The following is a 20764-nucleotide window of genomic DNA, read 5'->3' as shown; positions in this document are numbered from 1 at the left end:
TGGAGGTGGTGCCCGTGCTGCAGGGCGTCGACGTCAGTGCCTATCAGACGGATTTCGGCACGGAAGGCCTGGACTTCGTCTTCGTCAAGGCGACCGAGGGCCGCTCCTACGTCAATCCACGGCTGGAGAACCAGGCGAAGCAGGTCAGGGACGCCGAGTGCGTCCTCGGCTTCTACCACTTCCTCTGGCCCGGAGATCCGAAGGACCAGGCGAAGTACTTCCTGGAGAAGACTCCGGAGCGTGAGGGCGACCTCCTCGCCGTCGACTGGGAGCAGACGGGCGAGGGCACCCGCGCGAGCAACGCGGACAAGGACCGATTCATCCGGGAGGTGAAGAGGCTGCGGCCGCACCACCGGGTCCTGCTCTACTGCAACCGCACCTTCTGGATCAACCACGACACGACTTCCTACGCCGGTGACGGGCTCTGGATCGCCGATTACGGCAAGCCGGCCGCGCCCCGGATCGAGGCATCCTGGCGCATTCACCAGTACACGGACCAGCCCCTCGACAGGAACGTCGCCGACTTCTCCTCGCGGAAGGAGATGCGGGCCTGGGCCACGGTCTGACCCGGCGGCCGGGGGCCCGGGAACACGCTGCGCGCGTCAACGCGGGCACCGGGCCCTTCGGCCAGTGGAGTGTCCTTTGCCAGCCACCCGTGCAGTGCGCACGGAGATGACCTGCCGTGGTCACCGCGGGAGTCCATCCTGGTCGCCGAGTCCGCAGTCGGCCGTCGACCGAAGGAGTGCCGCAGTGACGACGAGGGGTCCCTCACTATCGGCGGAGGCCGATGACGCCTACCAGGACGAACTGCCCGTCCGTCGCAGGCGGCCGGGGAACGTGGTCATCAGATGGCTGACCACCACCGACCACAAGACCATCGGCACGATGTACCTCTCCACCTCGTTCGCCTTCTTCCTCGTCGGCGGCGTCCTGGCCCTCGTCATGCGTGCCGAGCTGGCCCGCCCGGGCACCCAGATCATGTCGAACGAGCAGTACAACCAGGCGTTCACGATGCACGGCACGATCATGCTGCTGATGTTCGCGACGCCGCTGTTCGCCGGGTTCGCGAACTGGATCATGCCGCTCCAGATCGGCGCGCCCGACGTGGCGTTCCCGCGGCTGAACATGTTCGCGTACTGGCTGTACCTCTTCGGCTCGCTGATCGCCGTCGCGGGCTTCCTGACCCCGCAGGGTGCGGCCGACTTCGGCTGGTTCGCCTACTCCCCGCTCACCGACGCGGTCCGCTCGCCGGGCGTCGGCGCCGACCTGTGGATCATGGGTCTGGCGTTCTCCGGCTTCGGCACGATCCTCGGCTCGGTCAACTTCATCACCACGATCATCTGCATGCGCGCCCCCGGCATGACGATGTTCCGCATGCCGATCTTCACCTGGAACGTCCTGCTGACCGGTGTCCTGGTCCTGCTGGCCTTCCCGGTCCTCGCCGCCGCGCTCTTCGCGCTGGAGGTCGACCGTAAATTCGGCGCACTCGTGTTCGATCCGGCCAATGGCGGTGCGCTCCTCTGGCAGCACCTGTTCTGGTTCTTCGGCCATCCCGAGGTGTACATCATCGCGTTGCCGTTCTTCGGCATCGTTTCCGAGATCATCCCGGTGTTCAGCCGCAAGCCGATCTTCGGTTACATCGGTCTGATCAGTGCGACGATCGCCATCGCCGGCCTCTCGGTGACGGTGTGGGCGCACCACATGTACGTCACCGGCGGGGTGCTGCTGCCGTTCTTCTCCTTCATGACGTTCCTCATCGCGGTGCCCACCGGGGTGAAGTTCTTCAACTGGATCGGCACGATGTGGAAGGGCTCCTTGTCCTTCGAGACACCGATGCTCTGGTCGGTCGGCTTCCTGGTCACCTTTCTCTTCGGTGGTCTGACCGGCGTCATCCTGGCCTCGCCGCCGCTGGACTTCCACGTCTCGGACTCGTACTTCGTCGTGGCGCACTTCCACTACGTCGTCTTCGGCACCGTGGTCTTCGCGATGTTCGCCGGATTCCACTTCTGGTGGCCGAAGTTCACCGGCAAGATGCTGGACGAGCGGCTCGGCAAGATGACCTTCTGGACGCTCTTCTTCGGTTTCCACGGCACGTTCCTGGTGCAGCACTGGCTGGGCGCCGAGGGCATGCCGCGGCGGTACGCGGACTACCTCGCCGCCGACGGCTTCACCGCCCTGAACACGGTCTCGACCGTCGCCTCGTTCCTCCTGGGGCTGTCGATGCTGCCGTTCGTGTACAACGTCTGGAAGACCGCCAAGTACGGCAAGAAGATCGAGGTCGACGACCCGTGGGGCTACGGCCGTTCGCTGGAGTGGGCGACGTCCTGCCCGCCGCCGCGGCACAACTTCCTGACGCTTCCCCGGATCCGTTCCGAATCGCCCGCGTTCGATCTGCACTATCCCTCGATCCGCGCCCTGGAGGACGCGACCAACCGGCCCCATGAATCCGTCACGGTGGCTCCCGGGGACAAGCAGGAATAGGGCCCGGTGGCACGGTTCGAGGAGAGGAGGGCCGCATGGAGCAGGAGAAGGAGAGCGCACGGGGCCTGGCCCAGATGGAGGGCTATCTGCTCTGGAACGCCGAGATCGAGGAGGCCCGCCGGCAGGCCCGCAGGTTCACGGACTCCCTGCCCTGGCTGACCACCGCCCAGCGGGACGACGTCGAGCGGATCTACGTGGCCGACCGGGTGGAGGTCTGCCGGCAGACGCTCACCAGGATCGCCGGCCGCGCCGTGGAGCTCCGGGGCGAGTACACCGCACGCTACGACCGGCTCAGGGCCCGCTGTGTCGCGCTGTCGGTCCTGACCGTCGGCGCGGCTGCCGGTACCTGCGCCGCCTTCGCCCTGATCGGCCGCTGACCCCTGCCCCGGGCACCCGGACCGCCGTCCGGGTGCCCGGGGCGAGCCGTGTCACGGCCGGGACGGGCGCCGCCCCGCCGCGCCCCCGGTCACGCCCGGACGGGCGGTCGCGCACCGCCCCGGGGGACGTTCAGCCCGCGGGAACCGCCCGGGCCCGGTCGAGCTCGGAGAGCTGCGCGGCGAGCAGTTCGGCGTGCGCCGGGGGCAGTTCGGCCGTCGGACGGTCCAGGTGCACCGCACACGCCGTCGTGGTGTCGATGAGCCGCTCCAACGCGCCCGCCACCCCCTCCGACCCGGCGGAGTGCCGTGCCACCGGCGGGAGTTCGGCTGCCGAGAGTTCGATGGCCGAGCGCGCCTTCGCCAGTGACCGGTAGGCGTCTCGGCGGAGCGCCCCTCTGCGTGCCCGGTCCTCCGGCGCGTCCAGGACGTGCCCCAGGTAGCGGTGCGCCGCCCCCACCGCCGTGTCCAGTGCCGCCCGGACACCGTGGCCCCGCCGGCCCGGCAGCGGCAGGTGCCCGACCAGCAGCACCGTCCCGCACGCGAGGAGGGACTCCACGATCCGGCCCCACGACGCGGCCGGCTCGCCGCCCAGCAGGACGAGGGACAGCACGAGCACCGTGACCACCGCCGTCTGCACCGCGAAGTGACGGGTCGCGACCGGAAGCAGCGCTCCGCACAGGGCCACCGTCGCGACGGCGGGCAGCGGACCGGACATCAGCACGGCCAGGGCCCCGAAGACCGCGGCGCCCGCCACCGTGCCCACCGCCCGGCACAGCACCCGCGAGGCCAGCGGTCCCAGATCGGGCTTCACCAGGAAGACGGTGGTGGCGGGCAGCCAGTACCAGTGCTCGTGGTGCAGCCACTGCGCCAGGACCGTGCTCGTCGCGCAGCACACCGCGACCCTGAGCCCGTACTCCAGCCCGGCCGGACTCCACGCCCGGCTCAGGACCGACGCGTCCGTCTCCCGCGGGCGGCTGCCCGGCACCGTCCCGGTGGGACGGTCGAACACCGCGGCGGCCCGCAGCAGGGCGTCGTCCAGGGCCCTCAGCCCGGCGTCCGTGCGGGCCGGCGCCGAGAGGGCTCCGCAGGCCGCACCGTCCCGGACGGCGGCGGCCAGCCTGCGGGGTCCCTCCGCGACTCTCTCCGGCACCGGGACACCGGCCCAGGCCAGCGCGGTCGCGGCCTCGGCGAGCGGGAACGCCGCCGCGTACCGCGCGTGCAGCCGGCGTTCGGCGGCAGAGCTCGCGCGCCGCCGCAGACGTGGGCCCGCCAGCGCGTCCTGGGCCAGGTCGAGCGCGGCACTCAGCGCGGCCCGCGCCGCCCGGGCCCCGGGCCCGCCCGCGGCCACCAGGAGCCCCGCCACCGCGTCGTAGACCGCGGCCACCGCCTCGCGCTCGCCGTCGAGTCCGTACGGTCCGCTCCCGCGACCGCCCGGCGAGGGCAGCACCAGCCGGAGCAGCAGCAGCCAACCGGCACCGGCCAGGAACATCAGCGCGCGCAGGGGGCCGGGCTCCGGCAACGGCATGCCCGCCCCGATCACGACCGCGACCAGCACCTGGGTGCCGCACGCGGACGCGACCGGGCCCGTCGAGCTGATCGCCCCGGCCGCCAGCCCCAGCAGTCCGACCACGAGCGGCAGGACGACGAGCGAGCGAGCGGCGCCCACGGTCTCCGCGGCCACCGAGCCGAGCAGCAGACCGGCCGAGCCCGCGAGCGCGGGGAGGCCGAGCCGGGTGACCGAGGTCCGGCGGCTGCCGGGCCGGTCGTTGATGCCGGCCAGCATCGCGCCGAGGGCGGCGGGGACGCCGAGGGCCGGCCGCCCGGCGGCCACGGCCACGAGCAGCGGCAGCGCGGCCAGCGCCCCGCGCAGCACCGCGTTCCACGGGACGGGCCCGCGCTGGGTCCGCAGTACGTGGGCGAGCCACGGGGGAAGCCGATCGGAGGACGGAAGACCAGGAAGGGGCACAGAAACCGGGCTCCTGTCCGCGGGGGAGGGAGGACTGTCGCCTGCGGACGCCGTCGGCCTGGGCTCCTGTCCAGCGTAGAGCCCTTACATGGAGGAGGGGCTACCCGCTCGTTTCCGGGCCGTGACGGTTCCCCGGATCGCGGGTGTCACAGGGCGGTGCCGAAGTTCTGGGTCCACACCGGCCCTCCGGACGAGTCCACCCTGCCGACGCCGATCTCCTTGAAGGCGCAGTTGAGGATGTTCGCCCGGTGCCCCTCGCTGTTCATCCACGCGTCCATGACCGACGCGGGGGTCTGCTGGCCCTTCGCGATGTTCTCCCCGTACGTGCTCCAGCGGTATCCGGCGGCGGTGATGCGCGCACCCGGGTCCGTGCCGTCCGGCGAGGTGTGGGAGAAGTAGTCCCGCGCCACCATGTCCGCGGAGTGGTCCGACGCGGCCTTCGCCAGCAGGCCGTTCCCGCTGACCGCTCCGCATCCGGCCTTCGCGCGTTCGGTGTTGACCAGCGCGATGACCTCGTCGGCCGCCGACGGGGCGGAGGAGGGCTCCGGCGCGGCGGCCGGCTTCGACGACGGGGGACGCGGCTTCGGAGTCTTCACCGGGGTGGTGCCGGCGGGTTTCGGCTCGGGGGCCGACGGGGACGGCGTGGCGGACGGCGACGGCGAGGCGGACGAGGGGGACGGGGAGGGCGAGGAGGGGGAGGCCGAGGGGGAGGGCGGAGCGCTCACCGGCGCCGAGGGGCCGGTGAGCGGTGCTATCGCCGTGGCCGGGTCCTCGTCCGCGTCGTCCGTGTAGAGATGGACCGCGGCCCCGCCGCCGCCCAGGACGGCCACCGCGGCGAGCCCCGCGACGACCGTGGTGCGGCGGCGGCGCCGTGCGCCGTCCCGCCGTCGTGCGGCCCGTCCGGGCCCCGCGAGGGCCGGGGCCGAGGAGAGGAAGGCCGCCGGCAGGAGTTCCGTCGACGGCCCGGCGGCGGCCGCGGCCACCGGAACCAGCGCGATTCCCACCAGCAGGGCGTCCGCCGGGACCAGCCCCGACCGGTGCCCCGCACACACGGTGCACTCGCGGGCGTGGCGCGCCAGCCGCTTGCGCCACAGTGCGGACGGCACACCGTCCCACCGGACCGTCAGGTCCTCCAGCAGCACACAGCGCGGGTCCGCCGACAGAGCGCGCACCACCACCCGGGCGGCCTCCAGGCGCTCCTTCATCCGCTGGACGCGCACCGCGGTGTGCTGGGGGGACAGGTCGAGAGCGTTCGCGACCTCGGCCCGGGACAGTTCCCCCGCGGTCTCCAGCCACCACAGCGACACCAGCGCACGGTCGTCCTCGTCCAGCCAGCGGGTGGCTTCGGCGGCCTCCCGGCGCTGGCCGGTCAGACCGAGCCGGACGATCGTCAGCTCGACGAAGTCCGCCCCGGGGTCGACGACGTCGTACGCGTCCTCCATCCGGTCCGCGGATCTCTCCCCGGTGCTCCGCTCGCGCCAGTGGTCGCGGATCTCGTTCATGGTGATGGCCACCAGCCAGGACCGGAAGCTCTTCGGGGAACGCAGCGAGGGGAGCCCGCGGACCATCCGCAGCACACTGTCCTGGACGACGTCGTCCACATCGGCGTGGCCGTTCAGCGCCCGGCCGACGATGTTGTAGACCAGCGGCAGGTAGGACGCCACGAGCCGGTCCTGCGCCTCGGCGTCGCCCTTCTGCGCCGCCTTGATCAACGCCGTCTCGCGTGCCTCGCCCATGCTGTGCCCACTCTTCCGGGGTCCTGTTCCGTCATTTCCCACACCTGGGAGACGCCGTGCGGCGGGGACGATAACAGGAATCCGGTCACGTGCTCGATATTCGCTCCCGGATCCGGACGCGCCCGGTGCCGGAACCGGCGACGGCACGAGCCGCCACCGGTTCCGGCACCGCTGCGAAGGGCAGGCGACGCCCGGCGCCGCCGCGAGGATCAGGAGTGGGACGGGTTCTCCGGGTCGCGGTCCGCGCCGAGCTGCTGCTTCAGCTTGTCCTGGCCGGTGTCGACGTGCTTGCTGTACTTGCCCTGCGTCCGGTCGTCGATCATGTCGCCGGCCTTGTCGACGCCCTTCCCGGCCTGGTCCTCGTGTCCCTTGAGCATGTTCTTGATCTTGTCCAGCGCGGACATGGCGGATCCTCCTCGCGTCGGTGTCCCCCCGCTCGTCCAGGGTCACCGCACATCGCCCGGTCCGCATCCCCGGGCGCCGCGGGGCGGCCCGACGGGCCCCCGACGTGTGAAGGGCGGCTGGATGGGCAGATACCGGGTTACCAGGAGGAGGTGGTGGCCGTGGGCCGCATCCAGATCGTCCGCCGACCCCAGCCCCCGGCGGGGCCGCCCCCGCTCGATCTGCGCACACCGTCCGGACGGCCCCTACCGTACTGAGCGCCCCGCACGGGCGTGCTCCGCTCCCGTCCTGACGTGGTGTGCGAGCCCGGGCGTAAGCTCCGAAGCATGATCGATCACTCGGAGCACGCCCCCTCCGCGCGCCGGACGAACTGGGCCGGCAACATCACCTTCGGCGCGGAGCGGCTGCACGTCCCGGCCTCGATCGCCGAGCTCCAGGACCTCGTCGCCGCCGGGACGGCCGTCAGGGCGCTGGGGACCGGGCACTCCTTCAACACCGTCGCCGACACCGACGGCTCGCTCATATCCGTCGCCGGCCTGCCCCGTCGCATCGAGGTCGACCGCGACGCGCGCACCGCGACGGTGAGCGCCGGGCTGCGCTTCGGGGAGCTGACCGGCGAGCTCCACCGCAACGGGCTCGCGCTGCACAACCTCGGCTCACTGCCCCACATTTCCGTGGCCGGCGCGTGCGCGACGGGCACCCACGGGTCCGGTGTGCGGAACCGGGCCCTGGCCGCAGCCGTCAGCGCGCTGGAACTCGTCACCGCGGACGGCGGCATCAGGACCGTCGAGCGGGGTGACGCCGACTTCCCCGGCGCCGTGGTCGCGCTGGGCGCGCTCGGAGTGATGACCCGGCTGACCCTGGACCTCGTTCCCGCGTTCGAGATCCAGCAGTGGGTGTACGAAGGGCTTCCGCAGGAACAGCTGCTCGGCCGGTTCGACGAGGTGCTGTCCGCGGCCTACAGCGTGAGCGTCTTCACCGGCTGGCACGGCGGCCCGATCGACCAGGTCTGGCTCAAGCGCCGCGTCGAGGGAGGCACCCCCGGCACCGTCCCGCACCGCTGGCACGGCGCGACCCTCGCCCCGGGCCCACGGCACCCGGTCCCCGGTGTGGCGGCCGAGCACTGCACACCGCAGCAGGGCGCCCCCGGCCCCTGGCACGCCAGGCTGCCCCACTTCCGCCTGGAGTTCACCCCGAGCAACGGCGAGGAGCTGCAGTCGGAGTACTTCGTCGACCGCCGTGACGCCGTCGCGGCCTACGAGGCCCTGGACCGGGTCCGGCAGCACTTCGCACCGCTGCTCCAGATCGGGGAAATCCGGACGGTGGCCGCCGACGACCTGTGGCTGAGTCCTGCGTGGGGGAGGGACTCCGTGGCGTTCCACTTCACCTGGGTCCCCGACACGGCGGCGGTCCTCCCGGCCCTCCGGGCCGTCGAGGAGGCCCTCGCGCCCTTCGCGGCCCGGCCGCACTGGGGCAAGGTCTTCACCACGCCGCCCGAGGTGCTCCGGGAGCTCTACGGCCACTACACCGACTTCGAGCGGCTGACCGAACGGTTCGACCCGGACGGCAGGTTCCGCAACGACTTCCTGGCACGGCACTTCCCGCGCACCGGCCGCTAGCGTCTCGTCGCGGGGTCCCGGGGGTCCGGCGGCCTTCGACGACACCGCTGCCCCGGCGACGGAGGCCACCGGCCGCACGGTCGAGCGCCTCACGCCCGGTCACCCGGCGCGGCCCGTCCGTCCGTCATCCCGCGGACGGTGGGCGCGGTGCCAGCTCCTCCACGAGCGCCGCCAGCTCCTCGCAGGCCAGCTCCGTCTCGCGACGGATGTTGTGGTGCTCGGTCACGACGGCCGCGAGCAGGAGTGCGGTCAGTGCCACGGAGCCGTTGAAGATGCACAGGTTCAGCATGACCTCCAGCACCGAACGGCCGGCGAACGGTCCGACGGCGTCCGTCCCGGCGACGATCGCCAGCACCGACATCAGCAGGGCGCAGGGGGCGCTCCCGGCCAGTTGGAAGCGGAGCGCGGCCCAGATCAGCACCGGGAATACCAGATAGATCAGGGACAGCGGACTCCGGGTCGCGACCACCGTCACCACGACCGCGACGACCGCGAGCGCCAGAGCCTCGGCCCAGCGGTCGTCCCTCCGCGGCGGGCGTGCCTTCCGCAGGACGAGCAGCAGCGGCGTGACCATGAGCACGCCCATGGCGTCGCCCGCCCACCAGGCGGACCAGACGGGCCAGAAGTGGGACGGGGACAGGCCGCCGCTCAGCATCTGGACGCCCGCACCCGCGGTGGCGCTGATCACCATGCCGCCGAGGGCCCCCAGGAAGACCAGGGCGACCCCGTCGCGCAGCCGGTCCAGCTCCTTGCGGAATCCCACGGCGCGCAGTCCGAGGAAGGAGCACACCGGAGCCAGTGTGCTCCCCGCCGCGACGGCGACGCCCCAGAGGCTGAGCCCGTCGCTCATCGCGGCGACCGTGAACAGGGAACCGACCGCGATCGCGGGCCAGACGCGCAGTCCCAGGTACAGCAGAGCGGCCAGTGCGATGCCCGAGGGCGGCCACAGGGGGGTGACGACCGAGCTCTGCACCTCGACCTGCCGGAGGAGACCGAGCCGGCCCGACACGTAGGAGACGACGACGATGCCGAGCATCTGCAGGACGAGCACGGCCCGGCCTCTGGTCTTCTCGCTGCGGATCACGCATCTCATGAGACACCGCCCGTCACGGCGGGCGGTCGTGACACGCGGCGGCGGTTCCCCGCGCTCAGCCCGGTCGCGCGGCGGCGCCGTGCCGGAGCACGAGGACGGCGGCGTCGTCCTCGTGTCCCGTGCGCACGGCGGCCCCCAGCACCTGGTCCGCCAGTTCCTCGGCCCCGGCGAGCGCGCGGGTGCTCACCAGCCGCCTGACCCGCTCCAGGCCGTCGTCGATCGTCAGCGAGGGGCCTTCGACGACCCCGTCGGTGAGCAGGACGAACGCGCCCGCCGCGGCCAGGTCGCGCCGGGTGACGGGATAGTGCTCGTGCGGCTCGACGCCGAGCGGCAGACCGCCCGCGTCGTCCGTGATCCCCGAGCGGCCGTCGGCCGTCGCCCACACCGCGGCGACATGGCCCGCCCGGGCGCTCCGCAGCTCCCGGCTCACCGGATCGAGCCGGAGGAAGGAGCACGTGGCGAAGAGGGGGGACCTCATCGACATGATGAGGTCGTTGGTGCGGCCCATCACCTCACCGGGGTCGGACGTGGAACCCGCTATGGCGCGCATGGCGATCCGGATCTGCCCCATGAAGGCGGCGGCCTCGACGTCGTGCCCCTGCACGTCGCCGATGGCCAGCCCGAGCGCACCGTCCGGCAGCAGGAACCCGTCGTACCAGTCGCCCCCGATGTCCAGGCCGTCGCGTGCGGGGGCGTACCGGGCGGCGGTCCGCAGCCCGGGGAAGGCCGGCAGGGCCGCGGGCAGCATGTCGCGCTGCAGAGCCTGGGCCAGCTCGACCCGGGCCTGGTGCAGCTCCACCCCCTGCCGGGCACGGGCGGTCAGGTGCTGCAGGGTGCTGAGCAGGTCCTCGGCGCTCGCCGACCGGGGAGTTCGACGCCGGTTCATGGGCCGCTCCGCGGTGCGATGGTCCCTGCATGGTATTCCGGCGCAGGAGCCCCGGCGAGCGCTGTGCGGGCGGTACGGGCCGAGGCGGCCGCCGGGGTCAGCCCGCCTCGGCGAGGGAGGCCGTGAGCCGCCTGAGGGTCTCCTGGAGGGTCAGGATCTCCTCGACCGACAGGCCCGTGGCCCGGAGGATCGACCGGGGGACGGGCAGCGCCCGGTCGTGCAGCTCCGACCCGGCCGCGGTGAGGTGGACCAGGACCGACCTCTCGTCCTCCGGGCTGCGCTCACGCCTGACGAGACCGGCCGATTCCAGCCTCTTCAGCAGCGGTGACAGGGTCCCCGAATCCAGGTGCAGGCGTTCGCCGATCGTCTTCACCGGCAGCGGTCCGTGCTCCCAGAGCACCATCATCGCCAGGTACTGGGGGTAGGTCAGGCCCAGGTCCCGCAGGGCCTCCCGGTAGACGCCCCCGAACGCCCGGGAGGCCGCCTGCAGCGAGAAGCAGACCTGGTGGTCCAGCTTGAGCAGCTCCGTGTCCGCCAGGGCGGTCGGGCCGGGAGCGGTGGGCGGTGTCTGCGTCATGGCTCCAGGATAGCCCGTCGCGCGTCATTGGGTTGTGCACAATTCAATTGTGTGCAACTCTTTGGGGGTGATCGGTCCGCGGTCACCGTCGTACGAGAGAAGGCCTTCCATGGACGCGCTGTACACCGCCGCCGCCACCGCGAACGGACGTGAGGGACGGGCCGTGAGCTCGGACGGGCAGCTGGACCTCGCCCTCGCCATGCCGCCGGCCCTCGGGGGCGACGGCAAGGGCACCAACCCGGAGCAGCTCTTCGCCGCCGGGTACGCCGCGTGCTTCGCCAGCGCGATGGGCTCGGTCGCCCGTGAGATGAAGGTCGACACCAAGGACGTCTCGGTGACCGCCGAGGTGTCCATCGGCAAGGACGACTCGGGATTCGGCCTGGCGGTCGTCATGCGCGTCGAACTGCCCGAGACGCTGGAGGGGGAGACGGGGCGCCGCCTGGTCGAGGCGACGCACGCCTACTGCCCCTACTCCAAGGCCACGCGGGGGAACATCGAGGTCGAGCTCGTCATCGAGTAGTGGAGCCGCTCCCCGCCCGGCTGCGGGCGGGGAGCCGGTCCCGCAGGGGAGGCAGGAGCCGAACCTCCGGCATCCGGGTCCGGAGGCCGGCGCACCGGCCTCTGTGCCCCACCTCCCGGGTGTGATCGGCCTCGCAGGCGCCCGGCCTGCGGCAACAGGTTGTGCCGGGCGTGGGCGCTTCCGGGGGACCGGCCCCCGGCCGCCGGAGCGCAGCGCGTACACTCGGCTCCCGTTTCCGCTGATTGGCGGGCATAACCTATCGATAGGCTGTTTCACGTGAGTTCCGTAGAGGTATCCGACGCACCGATCTACGCCGGTCTGGTGGAAGAACAGGGCGATGTGCCGGCCGAGGTGCGGCGGGTGGCCGAGGAGACGCTGCAGGAGGTCGAGAGCGCGCTGGACTTCGGTCCGGCCCGCTGACCCCCGACCGCATCCGGGCGAGTGTCTCCGAGGGTGCGGCCCCGATCATCGGGCGCCTTTGCGGGCAGGATCACCGCATCCCCCGGTCCCTCACCGTTCGGAGTACCGCGTGACCGTCAGCCTGCACCACTCGGCCACCGTCCTCTTCCAGGGCGACAGCATCACCGACGTGGGCCGGCTGGCGGAACCGGACGCCCCCCTGGGCAACGGCTACGTCCGGATGGCCGCCGAGGCCGTGCGGGCCGCCCGGCCCGACAGCGGCATCACCTTCCTCAACCGGGGTGTCGCCGGAGACGGCATCGCCGATCTGCGCGCCCGGTGGCGCGAGGACGCCCTGGACCTCGAACCGGACGTCGTGTCCGTCCTGATCGGCGTGAACGACACCTGGCGTCGCTACGACTCCGGCACCGTCACGCCGGTGCGCGCGTACGAGGACGACTACCGCGCCCTCCTCACCCAGGTCCGTGACAGGACGGGCGCCCAGCTCATCCTCGTCGAACCCTTCCTCGTGCCGGTGCGGGACGAGCAGTGGGCCTGGCGCGAGGACCTCGACCCCCGGATTCAGGCGGTCCGCCGGCTCGCCGAGGAGTTCGATGCCGCACTGCTGGCGGCGGACGGGCTGCTCAACCAGGCGGCGCGTACGGCCGGGGGCCCGGAAGCCGTCGCGGGCGACGGGGTCCACCCGACCCCTCTCGGGCACCGGCTGCTGGCATCGGCGTGGACGGCGCTCGTGGGCCTCTGATCCTCCGGCGCCGGGGGGACCGCGATCCGCGCCCAGACCGTCTTGCCCGTAGCCGTGGGCCGGGACCAGCCCCATGAACTGCTCAGGGCGTCGATGATGCGCAGACCCCTGCCACGCTCGACGCACTCCTCGGCCCGGCGCAGCACGGGCACCTCGGGGCTGGGATCGGTGACCGCGCAGACCAGACTGCCCTCCTGACGGGCCAGTCCGAGCCGGGCCGCCGCGGGGGCGGGCTGCTCCTCCTCGGGGCGGATCCCGTGGCACACCGCGTTGCTCATCAACTCGCCCGCCACGAGGGCCACGTCGTCCGCACAGGTGCGCAGGCCCCAGTGGTCGAGCGCGTCGCGCACGAACTCCCGCGCCTGCCGCAGGCTCTCCGGATCCGCGGCCAGACGGCGCGTGGTGAATCCCGGGGCCCCGATCCCCAGGTCCCGCGCCAGTTCCTCGTGCGGATCCCCACCGGTGAGAGTCGGACAGGAGGTGAGGGCCGCCGTCCGGTGCAGTGACGTGTTCTCCGCGTCCATGAGCGCTCACCCTCTGCCGAAGTCCGGAACGTGGTGTCGTGAGGTCCGGATGACCACTAGTATCCTCGCCGTCCGCGCACGCAGTGCAATTGCATCCGGAATTGCACCCGGAGGTGTGAGCAACGGACAACTGTTCACCGGCATCCGCCCTGGTGACGCACCAGGTCGTGCCCGCGCTACGAGAAGGAATGGACCGCATGCAGCACATCGACAACGGCGTACCCGCCAACTCCCTGTCCGGCGTGGAGTGGAGGAAGAGCCACCACAGCAATCCCAGCGGGAACTGCGTGGAGATGGCCCTGCTCCCCGGCGGTGACGTGGCCGTCCGCAACTCCCGGTTCCCCGAGGGCCCGGCGCTCGTCTACACCAGCGCCGAGGTGCGCGCGTTCCTCGCAGGTGTGAGGGACGGCGACTTCGACACCATGGCGGGCTGAACTCACCGCGCCCCAGGCCGAAAAGGAACGGAACTCTCGCAACGGCCGGGCCTTTCCGGGGCTCCTGATGGCACACTGGCGTCACGACGTCCGTCCTCAGGAGTCCGCATGCCCGGCATCGAACCGCTTCAGCCCGCACGGAGGCCGACACTCGCCTCGGCCACGGGTGCGAGCCCCACGGCGCTGCGCCTCGTGCTGGGCGCGCAACTGCGGCGGATGCGCGGTGAGGCGGCCATCACACCGGATGTCGCCGCCGACCGGATCCGCTGCTCGACGGCGAAGATCAGCCGAATGGAGACCGGTCACTCGCCCTGCAAGGAGCGCGACGCCGCCGATCTCCTCGAGCTCTACGGTGTGCGGGACCCCGCCAGGACCGCCGAGTTCATCGAGCTGGTGCGCAGGGCCGGGCAGCGCGGATGGTGGCGCAACTACGCCGACGTGCTCCCGGACTGGTTCGAACCCCTGGTCGGCCTGGAGGAGGCCGCGGCCTCGATCCGTACGTACGAGGGGCACTACATCCCCGGCCTGCTGCAGACGGCCGACTACGCCCACGCGGTGGTGCGGTCCGGACATGCCCTCGAGTCCGAGGAGGTCACCCGGCGCCGCGTGGAACTCAGGCTCCGGCGGCAGCGGTTGCTGCAACGCCCCGACGCGCCGAAGCTCTGGGTGCTGCTGGACGAGGCCGTGCTGATGCGTCCCACGGGCGGTGCCCGGGTGATGCGCGACCAGCTGAACCATCTGCTGGAGATGACCCGGCTGCCCCATGTGATCGTGCAGGTGGCGCCCTTCGAGGTGACCGCCCACACCTCACCCGGCAACGGCATCACCTATCTGCGGTTCGCGATGGAGGGGCTTCCCGACGTCGCCTACATCGAGCACCTGACCAACGCCACGTCGGTCAACAAGCCGGAGAGCACCGACGAGTACCGGTGGATCCTCGACTCGCTCAGCGCCCAGTCACCGAGCCCGGTGGCGAGCAGGGAGCTCCTGACGCAGGCGCTCCGCCGCTACAGCTGAGCCCCTGCCCCTCGCCACCGGGCGGCCGGCACCGGTCGAAGGCCTCACCACTTGCGGGCGACGCCGCCGAACTCGATCCATTCCTGGGTCTCCTGCTTCGGCGCCAGATCCGTGTCCGGACGCCAGGTCGACACTTCCACCAGGCCCGGATCCAGCACGTCCAGATCCTTCAGGAAGCCGTGCACGTCGGCCTCTTGGCGCACCCGCCCCCACTGGTTGCCGGTGCTCTTCGCCATGTAGTCGGTGACGAAGTCGCGGGTGGCGGCGTCCTCGCTCACCAGCTGGCACACCACGAGGAAGCTGCCGGGGGCCAGCCGTTCCGCCACCCGGCGGACCAGCCCCGCGGGATCGTCCTCGTCGGGGATGCAGTGCAGCACCGACACGAAGAGGGCGGCGACCGGCTCGTCGAAGTCTATGAGCCGGGCGACCTCCGGGTGGCCGAAGATCCCGTCGGTGTCCCGCATGTCGGCCTGGATGACCGCGGTCCGGTCGTTCTCCTCGAGTATGGCCTTGCCGTGCGCGAGGACGATGGGGTCGTTGTCGACGTAGACGACCCGGGAACCGGGGTCCACCAGCTGGGCGACCTGGTGGACGTTGTCCTGCGTCGGCAGGCCGGACCCGTGGTCGATGAACTGGCGTATGCCGTATTCGGAGGCCATGTGGTGCACCACGCGGCGCAGGAATCTCCGGTTGTTCACCGCCAGCACCTTGGTGCTCGGAACACGCTCCAGCAGGTGTTCGCACGCGACCCGGTCGGCGGGGTAGTTGTCCTTGCCACCCAGGTAGTAGTCGTACATCCGCGCGACGCTCGGCACGTTCACGTCGATGTTCTTCGGAATGGAGGTGTCCCCGTTGCTCATCCAGCCCCTCGCGGTTCAAAAGAGAGTGAAGTCGATAGGACGCTCATGCTAGGGATCTAGCCGGGCGGCAGACAGCCCTCGGGGGAGTGAGGCAAGGGCACAGGGGGGTGAATCAGCCACCCCGTGGCCGGGGTGACACGGTCGTTCCGGACGATCAGATGGTCCAAGAGTGATCACTTTGTGCTGACGAAACGTCAACTTGCGCTGCTCGAAGCGCTCATGCCGTCGGAAACCCGTCATCGGGGACACGGCTGCGGACAGGCCGGGAGGGGCGTTCCAACGCGGCCGGAAATCGGTGGCGTTCCCGGCCCGGGAACCCGGTGGTGACGGTCCGAATGTGACCCCCCTGCCGGGTCGCACGACCACGGCTCGAACCCGGCGGTCTATCGTGGACGGCATGTCCGCCCCTGAACTGATCCGTATCGTCTCCCGTGACTCCCCCATGGCCCTGGCCCAGGTCGAGCGCGTCAGGGCCGGTCTCTCGGCCCTCCACCCCGGCACGGTCACCGAGGTCGTCCCCGTCCGCACCACGGGAGACACGTGGATGGGCGATCTCTCGAAGGTCGAAGGGAAGGGCGCCTTCACCAAGGAGGTCGACGCCGCCCTGCTCGCCGGCGAGGCGGACCTGGCCGTCCACTGCGTCAAGGACATCCCCGCCGACCGCCCGCTGCCCGCCGGCACGACGTTCGCCGCGTTCCTGGAGCGGGACGACATCCGCGACGCCCTCGTCCACCCGGGCGGGCTCACGCTCGACCGGCTTCCCGACGGCACGCGTATCGGCACGTCGTCCGTCCGCAGGACGGCGCAACTCGCCTCGTCGCACCCGCACCTGGAGTGCGTCCCGTTCCGCGGCAACGCCAACCGGCGCCTGGAGAAGCTCGCCGCGGGCGAGGCCGACGCGCTGCTCCTGGCCGTCGCGGGTCTCCACCGCATCGGCCGGCCCGACGTGATCAGCGAGGTCCTCGCCCCGGAGGCGATGTGTCCTCCCATCGGTGCCGGCGTCCTCGCGCTGCAGTGCCGTGAGGACGACGCCGAGACCATCGCGGCCGTCGGCGGACTCAACCACCCGGAGACCTACCGGGAGGTCACGGCGGAGCGCATGCTGCTCCACGTCCTGCAGGGACACTGCAACTCCCCGATCGCGGGATACGCCACCGCCCACCGCAACGGCGACCTCTCGCTGCGCGCCTGCGTGTTCACCCCCGACGGCAAGACGGTCCTGAACGCGCACGAGTGGGCGGGCCCGCTCGACCCCGCCACCCTCGGGACCTCCGTGGCCGTGTCCCTGCTGCGGCAGGGCGCGCGTGAGCTGATCGACTCCATCGCACACTGAATCCGGACCCCGCACCCCGGACCTCCGTACGGTGCGGCCCTCCCCGCCGGGTACCGCGGGCGGCGACGACCGCGCACGTCCGTCATCCTCCCCGCCGGTCCGGGAGGCGACCCCGGACGCCCCGCCCGGCCGGAGGCCGCCCGACGCCCCGCCCTGCGCCGTCCTGGCGGACCGGTCTCCCGACCGGCTGACTTCCCGAGCGGCTCTCCGGCGGCGGGTCTCCCCGGGGCCCGGGCGGCGGATCAGGGGTGCGCTGGAGGTCTCCGGACGGCGGGGCCCGCCGAGCGCGGGCGGATGCGGTGTTCAGCCCCTAGGGTCGGGGTCATGGTGCACGTACTGAGCAGCAGGGTTCTGCTGAGGCCCGGGGATCCGGAGGCCTCCCGTGACTTCTACGGCCGGATCCTCGGACTGTCCGTCTACCGGGAGTTCGGCACCGGCCCCGAACGCGGAACGGTCTACTTCCTCGGTGGGGGATTCCTCGAACTGTCGGGGCGCTCCGATGTCCCGCCGACCGACACGCTGAGGCTCTGGATGCAGGTCGACGACTGCGCTGCGGCGCACGAGGAGGTGGCTGCCCGCGGGGCACGCATCCTCCGGCCGCCGCTCCAGGAACCCTGGGGTCTGATCGAGATGTGGATCGCCGACCCCGACGGCCATCACATCGTGGTGACCGAGGTCCCCGCGGACCACCCGCTGCGCTTCCGTCCCTGAGTGCCGTCCCGTCATCCCCGGAGGCGCACGACGACGGCCGCGGCACCGCGTCGCTTCGTCGCGCCCCGCTTCGTCGCGCCCCCACGTCGTCGGGACGCCCGGACATCGGAGCGCACGCATCAGGTCCGTCCGGTCCTCGGGGTCCAGGGGAACCGGCCGGACACGACCTGAACGGCCGACGCGGAGCCGCTCAGGCGAAGGCCGCGAGGGCGACCCGCGCCGCCCGGGCGATGAGCGCGTCCTGCGGTTCCGCTTCCCGGGAGGAACGGCGGGACAGTACGGCGATCGTGATCGGCGCCGAGTCCGGCGGCCAGACGACCGCGATGTCATTGCGGGTGCCGTAGCCGCCCGTGCCCGTCTTGTCGCCCACCTGCCAGCCGTCGGGAGCGCCCGCCCGGATGAGCGCGTCTCCGGTGGTGTTGCGCCTGAGCCAGTCGACCAGCACGGCCCGCTTCTCCGCACCGAGCACGTCACCGAGCGCGTACGCGCGCAGATCGGCGGCCAGGGCGCGAGGCGTACTGGTGTCGCGGGTGTCTCCCGGCGCCGCCTCGCTGAGCTCGGTCTCGTAGCGGTCGCACCGTGTGGTGCGGTCACCCAGGCCGACGAGTGCGTCCTGAAGGCCACGGGGGCCTCCGAGCTCGGCGAACAGGAGGTTGGCCGCGGTGTTGTCGCTGTGGCGGACAGCGGCGTCGCAGAGGTCCCGCAGGGTCATGCCCGAGGTCACGTGCTGCTCGGTGACCGGGGAATTGGTGAGGAGGGCGTCCCGTCCGTACTGCACCCGTCGTTCGAGCTGCTCCAGCGTGTACCGGTCCAGCAGCGCCCCGGCCAGCAGCGCCTTGCAGGTCGAGGCGTAGGCGAATCGCTCGTCGGGGCGGTGGGTGACGGTCAGCCCGCTGCCCGTGTCGACGGCGTGGACACCCAGCCGTGCCCCGAACGTCCGCTCCAGCTCCTGGAACGCGCGCTTCGTCCGCTGCTCGGTGCCTCCGGACGCTGAGGGCGACGGTTCTGCGGTGGCCGGCGATTCGGCCGCCTGCGTGACGGTCCCGCACGCGGCGAGCGGGAGGACTGCGAGGCCGGCGAGGGAGTGGAGCGCGGCGCGGCGGGAGAGAGACGTGGACACGAGGGCAGCGGCTTCCTGGGTCTGTGGGCGATGCACGGCCGGCCCCCGGCCCGCCCCGCAGACTGAGGAGAACGGGGCGTGGCCTGGCACCGACGGCGTTCGGGCCCCCAGCGTAGAACGGGACCTTTCGCACTCGGCGGACATAGGGGTGCAAGGCCGTGTCGCGGAGCGAGAGGGGCACGCTGCCTCGGTGCGGTGCGGTGCGGTGCGGTGCGGTGCGGTGCGGTGCGGTGCGGTGCGGTGCGGTGCGGTGCGGTGCGGTGCGCACCGTGCCTGCCTCCGCCCGCGCCTGACGCGCCACCCGCCTCGCCCCGTCCTGTGCGAGTGCGACGGTGCGGCCCCGCTCGGTCGTCCGATGCCTCGGGTGCTCGCCGGTCTCACCGCCCCTCGCCGGCGGCACTCGCCGAGCGTGCGCACCCCTGAGGCAGGATGAGCCCATGCGAACACGACCTGTGCTGATCTACGACGGAGACTGTGCCTTCTGCACCACCTGTGTGCGGTTCGCCGAACGGCACCTCCGGCCGCACTGCGAGGTCACCCCCTGGCAGTTCGCGGACCTGGCCTCCCTGGGTGTCGTCCAGGAGCGGGCGGAGTACGAGCTCCTGTGGGTCACGCCGACCGGGGCGGTCCACGGAGGTGTCCAGGCCGTTGCCAGGCTGCTCCTGCACACCGGGCGAGGCTGGTCCGTCCCCGGGGCGGTGCTCACCCTCCCGCCTTTCCGCTGGATCGCACACGGGGTCTACCGGATCATCGCGAACAACCGTGAGCGGATGCCCGGAGGGACGCCGGCCTGCGCGCTTCCCGCGGACCGTCGGCCGCAGACCGGGGCGTCCTCGGGTCCTCCCGGACGATGAGCCCGGCCCGCCGGACGTCGGCCGAGGACGGGGAGGCGCGTGGAGCCCTCCGCCGGTCCGCCGGTGCGGAGTCCGGACTCTTGCCCCACCCCGAGCCTCTGGCCAAGCCAGGGCGCTGCCCACTCTGAGCCTGTGTCCGGCCCGGGGCCTTCACGCACCCCGGTCTCCCTGAGCCTCTGCCCGCCCCGGCCCCTCCCTCACCCCGAACGCACGCCCGGCCGCCGGCCTGCCCCTCACGTCCCCTCTCGCCGGCGGCCCCGCGCGCCGCTGAGGGCCGAGCGAGGGCCGTCGGCGAGGCCGTTCGCGCGGTCGTGCGCAGCGAGCGTCCGGGTGTGGCGGGCACCGGTCCTCGGCCCCGGCTCACCGCTTCGTCACGGGCGCCCGCCGTGCGCCCGGATCACAGCTGGAACTCGGCGGGGGAGAGGCCCAGGGCCGTGCAGGCCTCCCGCAGGACCATGTGTTCGGCGTGGGAGAAGCTGCCGTCGGCCCCGGCGATCACGATGCCCGTCTGGAGCACGGCCCGCGCCTCGGTGGGTTTCTTGGCGGTCTTGGCGATCTCCTGCATCGCATCGGCCTTGCCCTGCTGGAAGTTGAGGGACAGCTGGTCCACATGCTTGTTGAAGCGCTGACGCAACTGCTCCGGCGGGAAGTTCTGCAGGACGTCGTTGCCGAGGATCATGGACTCCACGTGCTGTCGCTCGGCGGGATCCACCTGTCCGTCGGCGGCTGCCACGAGCGCGCACATCGCCATGCTGGCGTCACGGTACCCGCCGCTCTTGAGCTCCGTCTTGAGCGAGGCGAGCTGCGACTTGAGCGTGCTGACCAACTGGGCGCGCGAACCGCCACCGGAGCTCTGCCCGGAGCCCTGTCCGGGGCTTCGCCCTGCCCCCGGCCCGCGCCCGCCCTGGCCCTGCTGCAGAGTCCTCGCCTGATCCTTGAGCCGGTCCCACACTGCCATCGAGGTCACCTCGGTCTTCGTCTGAGTGGTCGGTCGTGCGCTCGTGCGCTCCCCCGGTCAACGGCCCGCCAAAGGTAAAGGTTCCGCAAAGTGCGGACTGGTGGATCCCTGCCGCCGAGGGGGGCGCGCTCCGG

Annotated in this window: 21 protein-coding genes and 1 pseudogene; 12 read left to right on the top strand and 10 right to left on the bottom strand. The window is 72.1% G+C overall.

Annotated elements, in window-relative coordinates:
* Positions 1 to 14 precede the first annotated feature (14 nt).
* From ABZ172_RS08160 to ABZ172_RS08150, 3 genes are all read left to right on the top strand, one after another.
* Positions 15 to 566 (top strand): GH25 family lysozyme, encoded by a 552-nt coding sequence (locus ABZ172_RS08160; RefSeq protein ID WP_356881400.1) that lies wholly within the window; start codon positions 15 to 17, stop codon positions 564 to 566.
* A 184-nt stretch (positions 567 to 750) separates the two neighbouring features.
* Entirely contained in the window at positions 751 to 2481 is a 1731-nt protein-coding gene (ctaD, locus tag ABZ172_RS08155; RefSeq protein WP_356881398.1) for a cytochrome c oxidase subunit I, read from the top strand.
* 35 nt (positions 2482 to 2516) lie between these two features.
* Positions 2517 to 2858, top strand: coding sequence for a hypothetical protein (locus ABZ172_RS08150; protein ID WP_356881396.1), 342 nt, complete (start codon positions 2517 to 2519; stop codon positions 2856 to 2858).
* A 130-nt stretch (positions 2859 to 2988) separates the two neighbouring features.
* On the opposite strand, the gene ABZ172_RS08145 is transcribed toward ABZ172_RS08150, so the two are convergent.
* The 3 genes from ABZ172_RS08145 to ABZ172_RS08135 form a co-directional block, all read right to left on the bottom strand.
* Positions 2989 to 4824 (bottom strand): FUSC family protein, encoded by a 1836-nt coding sequence (locus ABZ172_RS08145; protein ID WP_356881394.1) that lies wholly within the window; start codon positions 4822 to 4824, stop codon positions 2989 to 2991.
* Positions 4825 to 4970: 146 nt separating this feature from the next.
* The gene (locus ABZ172_RS08140) at positions 4971 to 6560 is read right to left on the bottom strand and encodes a sigma-70 family RNA polymerase sigma factor (RefSeq protein WP_356881392.1); all 1590 of its coding nucleotides are present in this window, start codon (positions 6558 to 6560) and stop codon (positions 4971 to 4973) included.
* A 209-nt stretch (positions 6561 to 6769) separates the two neighbouring features.
* Complete coding sequence (locus tag ABZ172_RS08135) at positions 6770 to 6964, bottom strand: antitoxin (protein WP_356881390.1); 195 nt, start codon at positions 6962 to 6964, stop codon at positions 6770 to 6772.
* Between the two features lie 324 nt (positions 6965 to 7288).
* Here ABZ172_RS08135 and ABZ172_RS08130 point away from each other — a divergent pair, with 324 nt between their 5' ends.
* A complete protein-coding gene (locus tag ABZ172_RS08130) occupies positions 7289 to 8581 on the top strand; it encodes an FAD-binding protein (RefSeq protein WP_356881388.1) in 1293 nt (430 codons plus the stop codon).
* Between the two features lie 124 nt (positions 8582 to 8705).
* On the opposite strand, the gene ABZ172_RS08125 is transcribed toward ABZ172_RS08130, so the two are convergent.
* The 3 genes from ABZ172_RS08125 to ABZ172_RS08115 all read right to left on the bottom strand — a co-directional run bounded on the left by ABZ172_RS08125 (position 8706) and on the right by ABZ172_RS08115 (position 11137).
* Positions 8706 to 9665: an MASE1 domain-containing protein gene (locus tag ABZ172_RS08125; protein ID WP_356881386.1), complete on the bottom strand. Its 960-nt coding sequence runs from the start codon at positions 9663 to 9665 to the stop codon at positions 8706 to 8708.
* A 64-nt stretch (positions 9666 to 9729) separates the two neighbouring features.
* A complete protein-coding gene (locus tag ABZ172_RS08120) occupies positions 9730 to 10560 on the bottom strand; it encodes a PP2C family protein-serine/threonine phosphatase (RefSeq protein ID WP_356881384.1) in 831 nt (276 codons plus the stop codon).
* 97 nt (positions 10561 to 10657) lie between these two features.
* Positions 10658 to 11137 (bottom strand): MarR family transcriptional regulator, encoded by a 480-nt coding sequence (locus ABZ172_RS08115; protein WP_356881382.1) that lies wholly within the window; start codon positions 11135 to 11137, stop codon positions 10658 to 10660.
* A 109-nt stretch (positions 11138 to 11246) separates the two neighbouring features.
* Here ABZ172_RS08115 and ABZ172_RS08110 point away from each other — a divergent pair, with 109 nt between their 5' ends.
* The 3 genes from ABZ172_RS08110 (at position 11247) to ABZ172_RS08100 (ending at position 12819) form a co-directional block, all read left to right on the top strand.
* Positions 11247 to 11657 (top strand): organic hydroperoxide resistance protein, encoded by a 411-nt coding sequence (locus ABZ172_RS08110; protein WP_356881380.1) that lies wholly within the window; start codon positions 11247 to 11249, stop codon positions 11655 to 11657.
* A gap of 276 nt (positions 11658 to 11933) precedes the next feature.
* Positions 11934 to 12077: a hypothetical protein gene (locus ABZ172_RS08105; RefSeq protein WP_356881378.1), complete on the top strand. Its 144-nt coding sequence runs from the start codon at positions 11934 to 11936 to the stop codon at positions 12075 to 12077.
* Positions 12078 to 12186: 109 nt separating this feature from the next.
* Complete coding sequence (locus ABZ172_RS08100; RefSeq protein ID WP_356881376.1) at positions 12187 to 12819, top strand: SGNH/GDSL hydrolase family protein; 633 nt, start codon at positions 12187 to 12189, stop codon at positions 12817 to 12819.
* Between the two features lie 38 nt (positions 12820 to 12857).
* Here the strand turns inward: ABZ172_RS08100 and ABZ172_RS08095 are convergent.
* Positions 12858 to 13343, bottom strand: a pseudogene (locus ABZ172_RS08095) (ATP-binding protein); the annotation flags it as partial.
* 197 nt (positions 13344 to 13540) lie between these two features.
* Here ABZ172_RS08095 and ABZ172_RS08090 point away from each other — a divergent pair.
* Together ABZ172_RS08090 and ABZ172_RS08085 are read left to right on the top strand one after the other, a co-directional pair.
* A complete protein-coding gene (locus ABZ172_RS08090; RefSeq protein ID WP_356881374.1) occupies positions 13541 to 13777 on the top strand; it encodes a DUF397 domain-containing protein in 237 nt (78 codons plus the stop codon).
* A gap of 108 nt (positions 13778 to 13885) precedes the next feature.
* Complete coding sequence (locus ABZ172_RS08085) at positions 13886 to 14794, top strand: helix-turn-helix transcriptional regulator (RefSeq protein WP_356881372.1); 909 nt, start codon at positions 13886 to 13888, stop codon at positions 14792 to 14794.
* A 44-nt stretch (positions 14795 to 14838) separates the two neighbouring features.
* On the opposite strand, the gene ABZ172_RS08080 is transcribed toward ABZ172_RS08085, so the two are convergent.
* Positions 14839 to 15654, bottom strand: coding sequence for an SAM-dependent methyltransferase (locus ABZ172_RS08080; RefSeq protein ID WP_356881370.1), 816 nt, complete (start codon positions 15652 to 15654; stop codon positions 14839 to 14841).
* 397 nt (positions 15655 to 16051) lie between these two features.
* Between ABZ172_RS08080 and hemC the strand changes: the two genes are divergently transcribed.
* Positions 16052 to 16987 (top strand): hydroxymethylbilane synthase, encoded by a 936-nt coding sequence (hemC, locus tag ABZ172_RS08075; RefSeq protein ID WP_356881369.1) that lies wholly within the window; start codon positions 16052 to 16054, stop codon positions 16985 to 16987.
* 324 nt (positions 16988 to 17311) lie between these two features.
* Complete coding sequence (locus tag ABZ172_RS08070) at positions 17312 to 17698, top strand: VOC family protein (RefSeq protein WP_356881367.1); 387 nt, start codon at positions 17312 to 17314, stop codon at positions 17696 to 17698.
* 190 nt (positions 17699 to 17888) lie between these two features.
* Here ABZ172_RS08070 and bla read toward each other — a convergent pair whose 3' ends face one another.
* Positions 17889 to 18818, bottom strand: a complete 930-nt coding sequence (gene bla / locus ABZ172_RS08065) for a class A beta-lactamase (protein WP_356881365.1) — start codon at positions 18816 to 18818, stop codon at positions 17889 to 17891.
* A 437-nt stretch (positions 18819 to 19255) separates the two neighbouring features.
* On the opposite strand from bla, the gene ABZ172_RS08060 reads away from it, so the two are divergent.
* Entirely contained in the window at positions 19256 to 19672 is a 417-nt protein-coding gene (locus tag ABZ172_RS08060; RefSeq protein WP_356881363.1) for a DUF393 domain-containing protein, read from the top strand.
* Positions 19673 to 20069: 397 nt separating this feature from the next.
* On the opposite strand, the gene ABZ172_RS08055 is transcribed toward ABZ172_RS08060, so the two are convergent.
* Positions 20070 to 20630, bottom strand: a complete 561-nt coding sequence (locus ABZ172_RS08055) for a TerB family tellurite resistance protein (protein WP_356881361.1) — start codon at positions 20628 to 20630, stop codon at positions 20070 to 20072.
* Positions 20631 to 20764 lie beyond the last annotated feature (134 nt).

The sequence above is a fragment of the Streptomyces sp. NPDC006296 genome (assembly GCF_040613235.1).
In the GTDB taxonomy this organism is placed as follows: domain Bacteria; phylum Actinomycetota; class Actinomycetes; order Streptomycetales; family Streptomycetaceae; genus Streptomyces.
This window is presented reverse-complemented; position numbering and strand designations above follow the sequence as displayed.

Bases quoted from the DNA above. Each gene is read 5' to 3' on its own strand.
- ABZ172_RS08150 (WP_356881396.1), top strand. From the start codon at position 2,517: ATGGAGCAGGAGAAGGAGAGCGCACGGGGCCTGGCCCAGATGGAGGGC.
- ABZ172_RS08140 (WP_356881392.1), bottom strand. From the start codon at position 6,560: ATGGGCGAGGCACGCGAGACGGCGTTGATCAAGGCGGCGCAGAAGGGC.
- ABZ172_RS08135 (WP_356881390.1), bottom strand. From the start codon at position 6,964: ATGTCCGCGCTGGACAAGATCAAGAACATGCTCAAGGGACACGAGGAC.
- ABZ172_RS08130 (WP_356881388.1), top strand. From the start codon at position 7,289: ATGATCGATCACTCGGAGCACGCCCCCTCCGCGCGCCGGACGAACTGG.
- ABZ172_RS08120 (WP_356881384.1), bottom strand. From the start codon at position 10,560: ATGAACCGGCGTCGAACTCCCCGGTCGGCGAGCGCCGAGGACCTGCTC.
- ABZ172_RS08115 (WP_356881382.1), bottom strand. From the start codon at position 11,137: ATGACGCAGACACCGCCCACCGCTCCCGGCCCGACCGCCCTGGCGGAC.
- ABZ172_RS08110 (WP_356881380.1), top strand. From the start codon at position 11,247: ATGGACGCGCTGTACACCGCCGCCGCCACCGCGAACGGACGTGAGGGA.
- ABZ172_RS08090 (WP_356881374.1), top strand. From the start codon at position 13,541: ATGCAGCACATCGACAACGGCGTACCCGCCAACTCCCTGTCCGGCGTG.
- ABZ172_RS08085 (WP_356881372.1), top strand. From the start codon at position 13,886: ATGCCCGGCATCGAACCGCTTCAGCCCGCACGGAGGCCGACACTCGCC.
- ABZ172_RS08080 (WP_356881370.1), bottom strand. From the start codon at position 15,654: ATGAGCAACGGGGACACCTCCATTCCGAAGAACATCGACGTGAACGTG.
- hemC (WP_356881369.1), top strand. From the start codon at position 16,052: ATGTCCGCCCCTGAACTGATCCGTATCGTCTCCCGTGACTCCCCCATG.
- ABZ172_RS08070 (WP_356881367.1), top strand. From the start codon at position 17,312: ATGGTGCACGTACTGAGCAGCAGGGTTCTGCTGAGGCCCGGGGATCCG.
- ABZ172_RS08060 (WP_356881363.1), top strand. From the start codon at position 19,256: ATGCGAACACGACCTGTGCTGATCTACGACGGAGACTGTGCCTTCTGC.
- ABZ172_RS08055 (WP_356881361.1), bottom strand. From the start codon at position 20,630: ATGGCAGTGTGGGACCGGCTCAAGGATCAGGCGAGGACTCTGCAGCAG.